The sequence below is a fragment of the Lentzea alba genome, assembly GCF_047445655.1.
Taxonomy (GTDB): Bacteria; Actinomycetota; Actinomycetes; order Mycobacteriales; family Pseudonocardiaceae; genus Lentzea; species Lentzea alba_A.
This window is the reverse complement of record NZ_JAJAEG010000007.1, coordinates 305,267-319,740: the sequence shown is the minus strand read 5'-3', so window position 1 is coordinate 319,740 and position 14,474 is coordinate 305,267. Positions and strand designations below refer to the sequence as shown.

The window sequence follows — 14,474 nt, the reverse complement described above, 5'->3', positions numbered from 1 at the left end:
TAACGGGACAACGAAATCTTGATTGAGCACGCTCGGTCACCACATGAACTCCCTTCGGTTGAGATCACTTTCGAGTGAACCAGTCGAGTCGGACTAGCGTGGGGGATATGGAGACGTTGCTCGAAGCACTGCGCTCCGCACTCGGTGACTCCGGTGTGCTGACCGACGCCGATGTCACCGCGAGCTACCAGCGCGACATGATGCCGTTGGCGCCGTACGGCAGCCCGTTGGCGGTGGTGTTCCCCTTGAACACCGAGCAGGTCCAGGCGGTGGTGCGAGCCTGCGCCCGCCACCACGTCCCCGTCGTGCCCCGCGGGGCGGGCAGCGGCCTCTCGGGTGCCGCGAACGCCGTCGACGGCTGCGTCGTGCTGGTCACGACCAAGATGAACGCGATCGTGGAGATCGATGCCGACAACCGCCTCGCCGTCGTCGAGCCGGGCGTGATCAACCTCGACCTGCGCGGTGCCGTCGAGAAGGAAGGCCTCTTCTACCCACCGGACCCGAGCAGCTACGACTGGTGCACGATCGGCGGCAACCTCTCCACCAACGCCGGCGGCCTGTGCTGCGTGAAGTACGGCGTGACCACCGATTCCGTGCTGGGCCTCGAAGTGGTCCTGGCCGACGGCGAGGTGCTGCGAACCGGCCGCCGCACGGTCAAGGGCGTCGCGGGCTACGACCTGACCAAGCTCTTCGTCGGCTCGGAGGGCACCCTCGGCGTGATCACCAAGGCCACGGTGGCGCTGAAACCGCTCCCGCAGGCCCCGGCGACGCTGGTGGCCTCGTTCGGCAGCACCGCCACGGCCGGTGCCGCGGTCAGCCGGATCGTCCGCGAGGGCCTGGTGCCGTCGCTGATGGAGATCATGGACAGCACCTCGATCAAGGCCGTCGAGGAGTACTTCAAGACCGAACTGGGCATGGGCAAGGGCTGCGCGGCGTTGCTGATCTGCCAGTCCGACGCCGGCGGCGAACAGGCCCGGCACGAGCTGCAGCAGATCGAGGCCATCTGCAACGAGGCCGACCTCGTCTACGCCACCCACGACGTCAACGAGGGCCGCGACCTGCTGGCCGTGCGCCGGGCCGTGCTGACCGCGCTGGAGGTCTACGGCACCTGGCTGACCGACGACGTGTGCGTGCCTCGCACCCGCATCGCCGAGCTCATCCAGGGCTGCGAGGACATCGCGAAGGAGGTCGACCTCAAGATCGCCGTCGTCGGCCACGCGGGCGACGGCAACATGCACCCCACGATCGTCTACGACCCCGCCGACGCCGACCAGTTCGCGCGCGCCCAGAAGGCGTTCGACGACATCCTCGCCGTGGGGCTGTCCCTGGGCGGCACGGTCACCGGCGAGCACGGCATCGGCAAGATCAAGCGCGAGTGGCTGGCGAAGGAGATCGGCCCGGTCGGCCTCCGGGTCCACCGCGACATCAAACGCGCGCTGGACCCGGAGAACCTGTTCAACCCCGGCTCGATGTTCAGCCTCTAGCCCGCAGCGTGGCGACGCCGTCACCGGTCAGTTCGTCGCAGTAGCTGCTGCGGCCGGTCATGGCCATGATCAGGGCCAGGGTCGGGCCGGACACCAGCGCGCCGGAGCCGGTCTCGAACGGTCCGTCGGTCGCGGTCAGCCGGAGATCGGTGATGCGTCCCTTGGCGAGCACGACCAGGTCGGTGCCCCGGTAGTACTCGGCGAGCCGGGTGAGCGTGGTGATCGGGTAGTCGCGGTGGATGCCCAACGGCCGGCGGATGTCCTCGCCGTGCACGATCACCTCGCCGAGCATGGCGGCGACCGGCAGCGGTGGTTTGGTGGTGCTGCCGATCACCCGCTCGAACCGGGCGAACGTGTCGGCGGGCGTCGTGCCCAGGTGCTCTGCCAGCCGCATCGCGACCTGCTTGTCGAAGTCGAACCGGTTCCGGTAGACGCCGATGAGCCACCGCAGGGGGTTCAAGCTCGCGGCTGCCGTCAGGTGGGCGAGCACCTCTCGGACGGTGAACTCGGTGCTCAGGGACATGGTCGTCCACTGTTCGTCGGTCAGTCCGGCGAGGTCGGCCGCGAGCGCGGCACGTTCGGTGTGCACCAGCGCCCAGGTGTCTCGTGTCGTCATGCAAGGTGGGACTGCCGGGGGCGGGGCAGAATCGTCGCCCGTGGGGGAAGTTTCTTCCGAGGAGTTCGGCAGGCTGGTGGAGCCGATGCGCCAGGAGCTCCACGCGCACTGCTACCGCATGCTCGGCTCGGCCCACGACGCCGACGACGCGGTGCAGAACGCGTTGCTCCGGGCGTGGCGCGGGCTCCCCCGCTTCGAGGGCCGCAGCACCTTGCGCACCTGGCTTTACACCGTGGCGACGCGTGCGTGCCTGGACCTGATCGCGGCCCGCGGCAGGCGAGCTCTGCCGGTCGATCTCGGTCCCGCCAGTGCCCACGTCGTGCTCGACGGCAACGACCCGCTCGCCGACGTCGACTGGCTCGGCCCGTATCCCGACGCGGAGACGAGCTACGAGCAGCGCGAGGCCGTCGAGCTGGCGTTCGTCGCCGCGTGCCAGCACCTGCCGGGCAACCAGCGGGCGGTGCTGCTCCTGTTCGAGGTGCTCGGCTACTCGGCCGCGGAGATCGCCACCATGATGGAGACGTCCGCGACCTCGGTGAACTCCGCGCTGGCCCGTGCTCGCAGGCTGATCAGGGAGAAGGTGCCTGCCCGCACACAGCAGCAGACGGTGCGGGCGCTCGGCGACACCCGCTTGAGGTCGGTCGTCGACGGGTTCGCCGACGCGTTCGAGAAGCGCGACACCGACGCCCTGATCGCTCTGCTCACCGAGGACGTCACCTGGTCGATGCCGCCGCTGCCGCACTGGTACTCCGGCCGCGCCACCGTGGCGGAGTTCGCGGGTCTGGTCCCGATGGGCCTGTGCCCGAGCTGGCGGACGGTGGTGACGAGCGCGAACGGCCAGCCCGCCGTGGCCTGCTATGTCGGTGGTGACGCCGCCGGTCCGCACACCCCCTGGTCGATCAACGTGCTGACCCTGCGCGGTGACCGCGTCGCCGAGATCACGTCGTTCCTCGACGGCGGCCACTTCGCGTGTTTCGGGTTGCCCGGCTCGCTGCCCTGATCAGCAACAGGCCTGCACGGCCGGCGGGAACGGTTCCTGCGCGGCCTTTTCCACGTCTGCCAGCATCTTCTGGCGCTCCGCCGGTCCGAGCACCCGGCCGCGCGTCAGCACGGAGTGGATCCGTTGCGTGTTGCGGATGTCTTTGAGCGGGTTGCCGTCCAGGACGACGAGGTTCGCTTCCGCCCCGGCGTTCAGGGTGGCGTTGCGCGTCCCCGCCCTGAGCGCTGCCTTCGGCGACAATCCCGCCTGCACCAGCAGTTCCAGCTCGTCGTGCACCGAGAAGCCGGAGAACACGTACGGGTTGCCCGCGTCCGTGCCCAGCAGGACTTCCACGCCCTGCGCGTGCATCTCCGCGACCTGTTCGATCCGGCGCTCGAAGAACTCCGCCTGCTGCCTGATCTCCTGCGGTGTCACCGGAACCCAGCGGGTCAAGCCGTCCCGCCACAGGTCGCGGTAGAACGCCGGCATGTACTTCATGCGCGGATCGTTCGAGAACCGGTCTGCCGGGCTGGAGTACACCCGCATCGCGACCATCGTCGGGCACAGTGCGGATCCGTTGCGCCGCAGTCGTTTCGCGAGGTGAACAGCCTTGGGGTGACTGTGGGACGAGGCGGCCTGGCGTTCGAACTCCAGCACCTGCTTGAACCACGCGAACGGGTCAGCCGGATCGAGTGGCAGATCAGCGATCGCTTGGCGCAGCTGGGCTTCTCGTGAGCTCGTCGCGAGCGACTGGCCGTACATGTGCTCGAACGTCTTCTGCCCCAGGTCGCTCGCATCGCCCAGCGCCACGTGGTTCGAGCAGTGCCCGGCGAACGTGATGCCCTGCCTCGCGCACTCGTCCGCCATGGCCGCCAGCGTCGGCCGGTCCAGGTACGAGTAGACCTTCACGAAGTCCGCACCCTGGGTCTTGGCGTCCCGCACGGCCTGACGTCCCTCGTCGGGCGTGGCAACGATCTGAGCGCCGGGCAACGTCGAGTGCGGGCCGTCGATGATCATGCTGCCGACGACGAGCCGCGGTCCGAAGACCTCGCCGCGCTCGATTCGCTCGCGCAGCTCGTAGATCGGCGGGAGGCCCCACATCTCGCGGATCCCCGTCACCCCGTTGACGAGGCACAGCGGCAGGGTGATCCGGTCCAGGAACGCGCCGTGCACGTGCATGTCCCACAGGCCCGGGATGACGAACTTGCCGGCCAGGTCCAGCACCGTGGAGCCGCGCGGCAACGGCAGGTCGCACGAGCCGACCGCGAGAATCTTGTTGTCCGCCAGCACAACCGTGGCGTTCGGACGCGTACCGGTCGAGTCGACGAGCGTGACGCCTCGCAGCGCGGTGACGTTGACGCCGACGGAGGCACTGGCCGGGCTCGGTGCGAGCACTGCCGCCGCACCGAGACCAGCCAGCCAACCCAGCACTTCACGTCGAGTGGTGTCAGTCATGCCGTTCAACCAACACCTTGACGTTGCGTAAGACTCAACGCCTTTAGCGCGACATCGCCTTCAGCAGCGAGTACTGCGCGTCGTCGTGCCCGAGCTCCCACATGAACGTGCCGAGCAGCCCGCGTGAGCGAGCGAAGTCCGCGCGGATCCCGATCGACCGCGGGTTCTCGTACGAGACGAACTTCTTCTCGGCCGCGTTGTAGAGCCACGGCGACTGCGCGACCGGGTGCCAGTACTCCTTCCAGCCCGGGGTCGCCTTCAGCTTCAGCGCCTCCTCGTAGCCGTCGACCCAGAACGCGCTGTCGTAGGCCTGGTAGAGGCCGTGCTGCGGGCCCTCGGTCTTCACGTTGAAGCCGCGGCCGTAGAAGGGCGTGCCCAGCACCATCTTGCGCGGCGAGACGCCGTGGCGCTGGTAGTAGTCGATGGCGCCGACGACGTTGTTCCAGCGACGGTCAGGCTGTGGCATCGGGTCCTGAGCGACCTCGCGGAAGCCGGCGTTGAACGTGGCCACGGGCGAGAAGCCGGTGCCCATGTCGTAGGTCATGACGTTGATGAAGTCCATGATCTGCGACAGCTCGCGCAGCTCGAACGACTTCGCCGGGTCGTACGGGCCGTCGGTCTGCAGGCGGCCGGTGGGCAGCGCCGCCGTGACGAGCTTCTTCCCCAGCGCCTTGCGGAAGTCGCGGGTCAGCAACGTCATGTTGCGCTTGTCCTCCGGCCGGTCCTTGATCTCCGTCGGACCGCCGTAGACCGGGAACTCCCAGTCCAGGTCGATGCCGTCGAACGTGCCGTCGCGGAAGAACAGGTCCACACAGGACTTGACGAGCACCGAGCGGGACTCGCCCGTCAGCGCGGCGTCGGAGAAACCGCCCGCACCCCAGCCGCCCAGCGAGATCAGCGCCTTCAACGACGGCTTGCGCTGCTTGAGCGCGCGGATGTCCGCGAAGTCCTTGGCCGCGGTGGCCGCCGGCATCACGCACTTGCCGTTCTCGATCAGCGCGAACGCGTAGAACAGGTGCGTGATCGGGGTGTTCGTCGGGATCGACGAGATCGGCTTGGAGCCGCTGTACCAGTTGCCGTAGTAGGCACCGACGATCTTGCGCGGGCCTGCCTCTGCGAGCGGCACGACGCCAAGTGAGACGGACAGTGCGGCCAGTGCGACCGCCAATCCCTTGCGGAGCAACGACATCACGGCCTCCACCAGTGGTTTAGACCATGGCAACCTATGGCCGGTATCCGACCTGGTGCAACACTTTGTGCAGGTAAGTTTCCAGTTCTTCCGGTGAGTTGTGCTCCGGACGGGTCAGCGCGCGGTAGAAAAGTGCACCTCCGACCATGTCCACGACGAGCGAGAGGTCGGTGCCGGGCGGGAAACCGGGACGGATCACCTCGTAGATCACCGCTCGCCGCGGCGCGATGAACAGCTCCCAGTACCGCCGCATCAGTTCGAAGTTGTCCGCGGACGCCCCCACGATCCGGCGCAGCAGCTGGATCGACTGCTGGGTGGACATCAGGGCCGCCCAGCCCTTCAACGTCTCCTCCGGCGGTGCGGCGGCCATCCGTTCGGGATCGAGCGCCGCGACGGTGCGCGGCAGCTCGATGACGCTGAACAGGAGCTCTTCCTTCGTGGCGAACCGGCGGTAGACCGTCGCGCGGGTCACGCCCGCGCGCTTGGCCACCTGCTCGATCGAGGTGCCGTCGAGGCCGCGTTCCAGGAACAGCTCGAAAGCCGCCGTCAGGATCGCGTGGTCTGCTTCGGGGTCTCTGGGACGCCCAGCACTTCGTTCAGCCACGCGGAGAGCCTTTCCGGGGAGTTCGGTCCGCGCCACGCGAGGTGGCCGTCCGGGCGCATCAGCAACGTGTCGCCGGCGCGTTCATGGTGCACGACGTCCCCCAGCCGCTCCCGCGCCACCTCCAGGCACGTCGCGGGCCCCGCCAGCACCCACCTCCCGGTCCGGGCGAACGCCGGCACGCGCTGCCCGCCGCGTCGTCCGGCGGCCAGCGGCCCGGAGTACCGGACGTCCAGCTGTGAGGCGGCGCGGACCAGCCGCCGTTGCACGACCGGAAGGGTCATCAGCGGCCACGTGAAGTCCCGGAGCCTCTGCGTCATCCGCCCCGGCTGCAGCGCCCACCTCGTCGCCGGCGTGGTCGCCGCGAGCACCCGTGCGGCGACCGGCCTGCGTTCGGCCTCGTAGGTGTCGAGCAACGCGGCCGAAGCCCTGCCCTGCACCACCAGCGCGAGTTTCCACGCCAGGTTCTCCGCGTCACCGAGCCCGGTGTTCATGCCCTGTCCGCCCAGGGGGCTGTGGATGTGCGCCGCGTCGCCGGCCAGCAGGACGTTGCCGCGCCGGTACGTCGCCGCCTGCCGCCGGTGGATGCGGAACGTCGACTCCCACACCACCGCGTCGACCGGTCCCGGCGTCCACCGCCCGCCGTCCGGTGACATGACCCGCCAGATGTCGCCGGGCAACGGGAACAGGGTCGTCATCCGCGGCCCGTCGACGAACAGGTGGATCGACTCGCGGTCGAGGTCCCACTCCGCGTGGACGTCCCGCAGCAGGAAGTTCTCCATCACCGGCTGGCCCTCGAACGCGATCCCCGCCGTCTTGCGCACCGCCGAGTGCGCGCCGTCGCAGCCGACCAGCCAGTCCCGGCCCGACACCGCCGAGATCGGCGTGTTCCACTCGATCTCCACCCCCAGCGCGGACAGCCGGTCGCGCAGCCGTTCCTCGACCCACGCCTGCGACACGATCAACTGGCCGGCCTCGCGCAGGAAGTTCATGTCCAGCGCGACCTCGCCGTTGATCCGCAGCGACCGCAACCGCACCGCCTTGTCCGGCAGGTCGCCCAGCGCCCCCAGCCGGGCCAGCACCTCCCCCCGCGCGGCTGCAACCCCAACGCCCGCGACGTCGTGGCCGGCCCCTCCGCCGCGTCCACGATCCGCACATCCACCCCGAACTGCCTGAGTCCGCACGCCAGCGCCAAGCCGGTCGGACCCGCCCCCGCAATGATGACCATATGAATGCAGTACAGCTCTGTATTCAAATCTCGCCGGCAAAAAACCCGCCTGCGGAACAGGCGGGCTTTCAGTCGCTGGTCAGCGTTCGACGCGCGGGATGATCTGCGTCGAGTCGTCCTGGTGGAGCTGCGCGTCCATGACCTGGGTGATGTCGTCGGCCTCCTCCTGCAGGAGCGACTTCTTCTCCTTGCGCGCCTTGATCACCTCGATGATGATCGGCACGATCGAGAGGAAGACGATCGCGAGCAGGGTGACCTCGAGGTTCTCCTTGATGAAGGAGACCTGGCCGAGGAAGTAGCCGAGGATCGTCAGACCCGCGGCCCACGCGACGCCGCCGATCGCGGAGTACGTGAAGTACTTCTTCGGGTCCATCTTGCCGACGCCGGCCATGGCCGTGATGAAGGTCCGCACGATCGGCACGAAGCGCGCGAGGACGATGGCGCGCGCGCCGTACTTGTCGAAGAACTCCTGCGTCTTGTCGACGTACTCCTTCTTGAAGATCTTCGACTCCGGCTTGCTGAACAGCGCCGGACCGGCCTTCTGGCCGATGTAGTAGCCGACGACGTTGCCGATGAACGCGCAAATGGTCAGCAGCACGCAGACGAGCCAGAGCGGGGTGTCGATGGTGCCCGCCGCGACGAAGAGACCCGCCGTGAACAGCAGGGAGTCGCCCGGCAGGAAGAAGCCGACGAGCAGCCCGCACTCCGCGAAGATGATGAGGCACAGCCCGATGAGCATGTACGGGCCGAGCCCGTTCAGCAGAACGGTGGGGTCCAGCCAGTCAGGGCCCAATGCAATCGTCACGGCGACAACGGTACAGGTCAGCTGAGCGTGATCACTGCGGCCACCGTGCCCGCTGCCAGGCCCAACAGCAGCGCCAGGCCCAGCACCCACCACACCGACATGCGCTCCGGGCGTTCGTCAGGAACCGGGACAGGTACGGCAAATCCGGCATTCGTGCTGGTCGCCTGCGCTCGCAGCGCGTCGGTCACCAGTCGCTCCGGATCGTCCGCCATCCACCTATTCCTTGACCCACTCGCCCCTGACCATCACGTCCCTCGGTTTCAATTCTGCATCGAGCACCACGAGGTCCGCCGCACAACCCGGCTGCAGCTTGCCGGTGTCGAGACCGAGCAGTTCTGCGCCGCGGGTCGCCGTGGCGTACGCGGCTTCCACAAGCGACAGTCCACAGGCGTTGACGGCGTTGCGGAACGCCATGTCCATGGTCAGCGTGCTGCCGGCCAGCGCGGCGCCGCCCGCCAGCGTCGGAACGCCGTCCACGACCCGGACTTCGAGCCCGCCGACGTCGTACACGCCGTCACCCACACCGGCCGCCGCGATGGCGTCGGTGATGAGGACCGTCCGCTTGAGACCGGCGTGGTGCGCGGCCAGGCGGACAGCGGTCGGGTGCAGGTGCACGAGGTCGCAGATGAGCTCGACGGTGACGCGTTCGTCGTCCAGCAACGCGCCGATCGGGCCTGGCTCGCGGTGGTGCAGCGGCCGCATTCCGTTGAACAGGTGCGTCGCCACCGAGGCACCGGCGTCGACGGCCGGGCGGACCTGCGCCTCGGTCGCGTCGGTGTGGCCGATGGCGGCGATGACGTTGTTGTCCACGAGCTGACGCACGGCCGCGACCGCGCCCTCCAGCTCGGGGGCGATGGTGATCATCCGGACGGTGCCCTTGCCCGCGTCGAGCAGCTTGGTCACCGCGGTCTGTTCCGGCGGGCAGAGGATGGCCGGGTCGTGCGCGCCGCAACGAGCAGCTGAGAGGAACGGGCCTTCGAGGTGGATGCCCGCGACGACACCCTCCTGGACCAGCTCGGCCAGTGCGGACACCTGGTCGGCCAGCTCCGGCACCGGGCGGGAGACGAGCGAGGCGAGCAACGTCGTGGTGCCGTGCCTGCGGTGCGCGGACGCGGCCTTGCGGACCTTCAGCGGGTCGCTGCTGGTGAACGCGTCACCGCCGCCACCGTGGCAGTGGATGTCGACGAAGCCGGGCACGATCGTGCAGCCGCTCACGTCGGTCGTGGGGCCCTCGGGTGCGACGCCCTCGCCCACGGCGACGATGCGGCCGTCGCGCACGCTGACCCATCCCTGCTCGAGCACCCCGCTCGGCGTGACGACCCGACCATTGGTCAGCGTCACGTCGACGGGACCTCCCCACGTGCTCATTTCGCCTCCAGCATGTCGATGGCCAGCAGCGCCGCGCCGAGGAAGCCCGCCTCGTCGCCGAGCGCCGCCAACAGCAGCTCCGGTCGGCGCTGGAAGGCGATGAGCCCGTCCAGCCTGTCACGCAACGGCTCCACCAGCAGGTCTCCTGCCAACGCGAGCCCCCCGCCGAGCACAACGGCCTCCGGACCGAGCAGCGTCGCCAGCACCAGGATCCCCCTGGCGAGCGCGTCCACGGCCTCGTGCCACACGGCGACAGCGTCCTGATCCCCGTCTCTCACCCTGCTCGCGACCTCAGCGGCCCCGTTGACGGGCGTGCCGGTACGTGCGGTGTACCGGCGCGCGATCGCAGCGGACGACGCGACCGTCTCCACGCAGCCGATCTGGCCACAGGCGCACGGCACGCCGTGGCCGACGTTGACGTGCCCGATCTCGCCCGCGTAGCCGTCGCCGCTGAAGATCTTCCCGTCGAGCAGCAGCGCGCCCGCGATGCCCGTGCCGATGGGCAGGATCACCGCGTTGCGCAGCCCCTTCGCGGCACCCATCCGGCACTCGGCCAGGCCCGCCGCGCGCACGTCGTGGCCGAACGCGACCGGGATGCCCAGTCGTTCGGTGAGGACGGTGCTGAACGGGAACTGGCTCCACGGCAGGTTCGTCGTGTACACGCCGACGCCGTTGGCCTCGTCCACGATGCCCGGCGCCACGATCCCCACGGCGTCGATCTCGTGCTCGGAGGCCTGCCCGAGCTCGTCGACGAGCTCGGCGATCACGGCCAGGAGCGGCTCCAGCTCACCGGGAGTCGCCCGGCGCGCGTGCTTCTCCGCCGCCACGGCGTCCGGGGTGCCGGAGACCAGCGCCGCCTTCGTTTCGGTGCCACCGATGTCAACGGCGACCACGTGTCTGCGTGCCACGAGGACTGATCCTGCGGCATCGGGGCCCTATTGGTCTATACCAAGTACCGGATTGGGCGCGTGGTCTTGTCCGCTGAGACCGCTCTCACCGGGCAAAACGGCTCAACTGGGGAAAACTTGAACGCTGCTAACGATCGGGTTAGCCCGCCATGATCTTCTGGAGGGCGTCCAGCGCACGGGAGGCCGTCGACTTCACGGTGCCCTTGGAGATGCCGGTGGCCTCGGCGATCTCGGCCTCGGACAGGTCGCCGTAGTAGCGCAGCACGAGCACCTCGCGCTGGCGCGGCGGCAGCTGCTGCAGGGCCTTGACCACGGCCTGGTGCTCGGCGGTCAGCATCGCGAGCGACTCGGCCGACCGCGCGTTCGCCACGTGCGGCGGGGTGTAGTCGCGCGCGGTCTTGCGCCGGCGCAGCACGCTGCGCGAGCCGTTGACCACGGCCGTGCGGAGGTAGCCCACGGCCGCCTGTGCGTCGCGCAGGCCCTTCCAGTTGCGGTGCAGGCCGGCGAACGCCTCCTGAACCACGTCCTCGGCCGTTGAGGGCTCGTCCACCAGCAGCAGCGCGAGCCTCACGAGGCGCATGCGGTGCTGCTTGTACAGGTCTTCGAGCGTGAGGGGCCCTGTGGGAGGTCCTGCGACGCCGTCCTTGATTCGCAGGTTGGTCAGGGTGTCCTGCACGGTGCGCGGGGTTTCGTCGCCAACCACAAGGTAGGACGGTACCGGTCACCATCGCTACGGTGGTCGCATGGCCCGCTTTGCAGTCGAATTGGTGTTCGGTCCGGACCGTGAGAAGCGCCTCGCGGTGCGCCCCGCACACCGCGAGTACATCGCCTCTCTCGCCGAGAAGGGCGTGGTCCTCGCCGCAGGTCCGTACGCGGACGACACCGGCGCGTTGATCATCTACGACGCCGCCGACGAGGCGACGTTGAAGGAGATCATCTCGGCCGACCCGTACACGCCTGCGAACGTGATCACCAAGTGGGAGATCCGCGTCTGGAACGCGCTCCTGGGTTCGTGGCTCACCGACTAGCGGCTTGACCGCCCGGTCCGACCAGGCCTGATGTGTCCTGCTGGGCCATCTGCCGGTCGGCCTCGGCCACCTTTGCGACCGCCTGGCGGTCCACGACCATCGGCGTGAACGCGCGGAAGTACTTCAACGCGCCGACCCAGCCGGGGACGTGGACCGCCCTCGAGCGCTTCTCGACGCCCCTGACCACGGCTTTCCCGACGTCGCGGACGGGGTACTTCTTGCCGGCGAGCCCCGGCATGCCCTTGCGCAGCTTGCCGAAGACGGGGTGCTGGTCGGCGCTGTTGACCATGTCCGTGGAGATCCACGAGAAGTAGGCCGTGCCGACGTCGACGCCCAGGTGCCGGACCTCGGCGCGCAGGCTGTCCGCGAACGCCTCGCAGCCCGCCTTCGCCGCCGAGTAGGCCGCGTTGCCGGGGATGTGCACGATCGCGGCCAGCGACGACACGACCAGGCAGTAGCCGCGGCTCTTGACCAGGTGCGGCAACGCCGTGCGGACCGTGCGCCAGACGCCGAGCAGGTTGACCTCGATGACCCGTTCGAACGCCTTGGGGTCCATCGAGCGGACGAACCCGGTGGCCGCGATGCCCGCGTTCGCGATCACCACGTCGATGCCGCCGAAGTGCTCCGCGACCTCGTTCGTGACGCGTTCGAGCACGTCCCAGTCCGTGACATCGGCTTCCCACGCCTTGCCGCCGGTCTGGGCCGCGACCTCTTCGAGCTGGGCCTTCTCGAGCCCGACGAGCGCGAGACGAGCCCCGCGCGCGGCCAGTTGCCTCGCCACCTCGGCGCCGATGCCCCTGGCCGCGCCGGTGATCAGTACCACCTTGCCCGTGACGTCCATGCCGTCACGGTAACGCAACCTACTCCCGGTAAGCTACTGGCAAGTTAAATTGCGCTCAGACGGTCCACCTCGGCCTGCGTCAGTTCGAGTGAGAGCACCGGGACGAGGTCGCTGAGCTGCTCCAACGTCCGTGCGGACGAGATCGGCGCGGCCACCGTCGGCTGCTGGGCGAGCCACGCCAGAGCGACCGCGGCCACGGTCGTCTGGTGCGTCTCGGCGAGTTCGTCGAGCACCTCCAGGACCTGCAGGCCGTGCTCGTCGAGGTACTTCGAGGCCGCCTTCGCCCGAGCGCTCTCGACCTCGACGCCGGGCCGGTACTTGCCGGTCAGGAAGCCCTTGGCGAGCGACCAGTACGGCACGGTCGCGAGCCCGTTGTCCTGCACGACCTGCTGCAGGTCACCCTCGAACGCGGCGCGGCTGACCAGGTTGTACTCGGGCTGCAGCGCCACGAACTTCGCGAAGCCCTCGCGCTCCTGGATCTCCAGCGCCTCGGCCAGGCGTTCGGCGGAGAAGTTGGAGGCCGCGATGAACCTGACCTTGCCGTCGCGCACGAGCTGGTCGTACGCAGCCAGCGTCTCCTCGAGCGGCGTGGTCGGGTCGTCCAGGTGGTTGTAGTAGAGATCGATGTGGTTCACGCCGAGCCGCTTCAACGAGCGTTCGGCGCTGGTCAGGACGGTGTCGCGCTTCTGGTTGTTGAACCCGGCGAGCATGCCGACCTTGGTGGCGACCACGACGTCGTCGCGGTTCCCACGCTTGGCCAGCCACTTGCCGATGATCGTCTCCGACTCACCGCCGGAGTTGCCCTCGCCCCAGGCCGAGTACACGTCGGCGGTGTCGACGAAGTTCCCGCCCGCCTCCGAGTAGGCGTCGAGCACTGCGAACGAGGCGTCCTCGTCGGCCGTCCAGCCGAAGACGTTGCCCCCCAGGCAAAGTCGGGACACGTTCAAATCAGTGGTGCTCAAGATCGGCATGACGCGAACGTACGCCGTGCTGTCAACCGATGTGGACGAGTCCGGAGTGTGGGCGCAGACGGGTGCGTGGGCGGCCAAGATCGACGATGCCGCGTGGCTCGAAGAGCGTGGTAGCGGGAGCGGACGACGTCGCGATCCAATTCCTGAACGGCCACCAAGAGGAGGTGGCCGCCGCGCTGAAGGAGTGAGCGTGCTCGGGACGTTCGGTGTGTGGGGACCCAAACATGCCTGGTCGGAGCGAGCGGGCGAGGTGGCGGAGTTGGAGGCGCTCGGCTACTCGACGTTCTGGTACGCGGCTTCTCCGGAGGCCGACCTGGCCGTGCCGGAGCAGATGCTGGCCGCCACGACGACGATGACGATCGCGACCGGCGTCCTCAACGTGTGGGAGACCGATCCGGAGACCGTGACGGCCTCGTACCGCCGCATCGGCAGCGACCGGCTCGTGCTCGGCGTCGGCGCGGGCCACAAGCTCTACAACGCCGAGTACGAACGGCCGCTGGAGCGGGTCTCGGCGTACCTGGACGGCCTGGACGTCCCGCAGGACCGGCTCATGCTCGCCGCGTTGCGCCCGAAGATGCTGGAACTGGCAGCCCGGCGCACCGCGGGAGCGCACCCGTACCTCAACACGCCCGAGCACACCGCGGAGGCACGTCAGGCCCTCGGCGACCGGCTGCTCGCACCCGCGGTGTGCGTCGTGGTCGAGGAGGACCGGGAAGCCGCGCGGAGGATGGCGCGGGAGTTCACGCTCGTTCACCACACACCGCTGGCGAACTACCGGAACAGCTGGAAGAGGTACGGGTTCACCGACGACGACTTCGCGGGCGCCGGCTCGGATCGCCTGGTGGACGCGGTGGTACCGATGGGTAACCCCGATCAGGTGGCGCAGCGGTTGCGGGCACACCTGGAGGCGGGCGCGGACCACGTGGCCATCCAGTCCTTGAACGGCCGCTATGACGAGTTGGCCGCCGCGCTGGCCCCGTGACACGTGCTCGTAGGATGCG

The 14,474-nt window shown here is 69.0% G+C and carries 17 protein-coding genes; 4 read left to right on the top strand and 13 right to left on the bottom strand.

The window, feature by feature from the left end; translation table 11 throughout:
- The first annotated feature begins 107 nt into the window (after positions 1–107).
- Complete coding sequence (locus LFM09_RS14385) at positions 108–1,484, top strand: FAD-binding oxidoreductase (protein ID WP_414096906.1); 1,377 nt, start codon at positions 108–110, stop codon at positions 1,482–1,484.
- Here the strand turns inward: LFM09_RS14385 and LFM09_RS14380 are convergent.
- Positions 1,474–2,100 (bottom strand): maleylpyruvate isomerase family mycothiol-dependent enzyme, encoded by a 627-nt coding sequence (locus LFM09_RS14380; protein WP_414096905.1) that lies wholly within the window; start codon positions 2,098–2,100, stop codon positions 1,474–1,476. The genes LFM09_RS14385 and LFM09_RS14380 overlap by 11 nt on opposite strands.
- Positions 2,101–2,140: 40 nt before the next feature.
- On the opposite strand from LFM09_RS14380, the gene LFM09_RS14375 reads away from it, so the two are divergent.
- Complete coding sequence (locus LFM09_RS14375; protein WP_414096904.1) at positions 2,141–3,100, top strand: sigma-70 family RNA polymerase sigma factor; 960 nt, start codon at positions 2,141–2,143, stop codon at positions 3,098–3,100.
- Here LFM09_RS14375 and LFM09_RS14370 read toward each other — a convergent pair whose 3' ends face one another.
- The 10 genes from LFM09_RS14370 to LFM09_RS14325 all read right to left on the bottom strand — a co-directional run bounded on the left by LFM09_RS14370 (position 3,101) and on the right by LFM09_RS14325 (position 11,336).
- The gene (locus LFM09_RS14370) at positions 3,101–4,534 is read right to left on the bottom strand and encodes an amidohydrolase family protein (RefSeq protein ID WP_414096903.1); all 1,434 of its coding nucleotides are present in this window, start codon (positions 4,532–4,534) and stop codon (positions 3,101–3,103) included.
- A 43-nt stretch (positions 4,535–4,577) separates the two neighbouring features.
- The gene (locus LFM09_RS14365; protein WP_414096902.1) at positions 4,578–5,723 is read right to left on the bottom strand and encodes a glycoside hydrolase family 18 protein; all 1,146 of its coding nucleotides are present in this window, start codon (positions 5,721–5,723) and stop codon (positions 4,578–4,580) included.
- A gap of 34 nt (positions 5,724–5,757) precedes the next feature.
- A complete protein-coding gene (locus tag LFM09_RS14360; protein ID WP_414096901.1) occupies positions 5,758–6,327 on the bottom strand; it encodes a TetR/AcrR family transcriptional regulator in 570 nt (189 codons plus the stop codon).
- The gene (locus LFM09_RS14355; protein ID WP_414096900.1) at positions 6,270–7,406 is read right to left on the bottom strand and encodes an FAD-dependent monooxygenase; all 1,137 of its coding nucleotides are present in this window, start codon (positions 7,404–7,406) and stop codon (positions 6,270–6,272) included. Before LFM09_RS14355 ends, LFM09_RS14360 begins: the two co-directional genes overlap by 58 nt.
- Positions 7,313–7,552: an FAD-dependent monooxygenase gene (locus LFM09_RS14350; protein ID WP_414096899.1), complete on the bottom strand. Its 240-nt coding sequence runs from the start codon at positions 7,550–7,552 to the stop codon at positions 7,313–7,315. Before LFM09_RS14350 ends, LFM09_RS14355 begins: the two co-directional genes overlap by 94 nt.
- A 79-nt stretch (positions 7,553–7,631) precedes the next feature.
- Positions 7,632–8,357: a DedA family protein gene (locus LFM09_RS14345; protein WP_414096898.1), complete on the bottom strand. Its 726-nt coding sequence runs from the start codon at positions 8,355–8,357 to the stop codon at positions 7,632–7,634.
- Positions 8,358–8,374: 17 nt separating this feature from the next.
- Positions 8,375–8,569, bottom strand: a complete 195-nt coding sequence (locus LFM09_RS14340; protein ID WP_414096897.1) for a hypothetical protein — start codon at positions 8,567–8,569, stop codon at positions 8,375–8,377.
- Positions 8,570–8,573: 4 nt separating this feature from the next.
- Positions 8,574–9,725, bottom strand: coding sequence for an N-acetylglucosamine-6-phosphate deacetylase (nagA, locus tag LFM09_RS14335; RefSeq protein ID WP_414096896.1), 1,152 nt, complete (start codon positions 9,723–9,725; stop codon positions 8,574–8,576).
- Positions 9,722–10,633, bottom strand: a complete 912-nt coding sequence (locus tag LFM09_RS14330; protein ID WP_414096895.1) for an ROK family protein — start codon at positions 10,631–10,633, stop codon at positions 9,722–9,724. The genes nagA and LFM09_RS14330 overlap by 4 nt, the downstream gene beginning before the upstream one ends.
- 139 nt (positions 10,634–10,772) lie before the next feature.
- A complete protein-coding gene (locus tag LFM09_RS14325; RefSeq protein ID WP_167972523.1) occupies positions 10,773–11,336 on the bottom strand; it encodes a SigE family RNA polymerase sigma factor in 564 nt (187 codons plus the stop codon).
- Positions 11,337–11,376: 40 nt separating this feature from the next.
- On the opposite strand from LFM09_RS14325, the gene LFM09_RS14320 reads away from it, so the two are divergent.
- Positions 11,377–11,661: a YciI family protein gene (locus tag LFM09_RS14320; protein WP_414096894.1), complete on the top strand. Its 285-nt coding sequence runs from the start codon at positions 11,377–11,379 to the stop codon at positions 11,659–11,661.
- On the opposite strand, the gene LFM09_RS14315 is transcribed toward LFM09_RS14320, so the two are convergent.
- Both LFM09_RS14315 and LFM09_RS14310 read right to left on the bottom strand, forming a co-directional pair.
- Positions 11,651–12,502 (bottom strand): SDR family oxidoreductase, encoded by an 852-nt coding sequence (locus LFM09_RS14315; RefSeq protein ID WP_414096893.1) that lies wholly within the window; start codon positions 12,500–12,502, stop codon positions 11,651–11,653. The two genes, LFM09_RS14320 and LFM09_RS14315, sit on opposite strands and share 11 nt — an antisense overlap.
- Positions 12,503–12,546: 44 nt before the next feature.
- The gene (locus LFM09_RS14310) at positions 12,547–13,473 is read right to left on the bottom strand and encodes an aldo/keto reductase (protein ID WP_414096892.1); all 927 of its coding nucleotides are present in this window, start codon (positions 13,471–13,473) and stop codon (positions 12,547–12,549) included.
- Between the two features lie 190 nt (positions 13,474–13,663).
- On the opposite strand from LFM09_RS14310, the gene LFM09_RS14305 reads away from it, so the two are divergent.
- A complete protein-coding gene (locus LFM09_RS14305; protein ID WP_414096891.1) occupies positions 13,664–14,455 on the top strand; it encodes a TIGR03620 family F420-dependent LLM class oxidoreductase in 792 nt (263 codons plus the stop codon).
- The last annotated feature ends 19 nt before the right edge of the window (positions 14,456–14,474 follow it).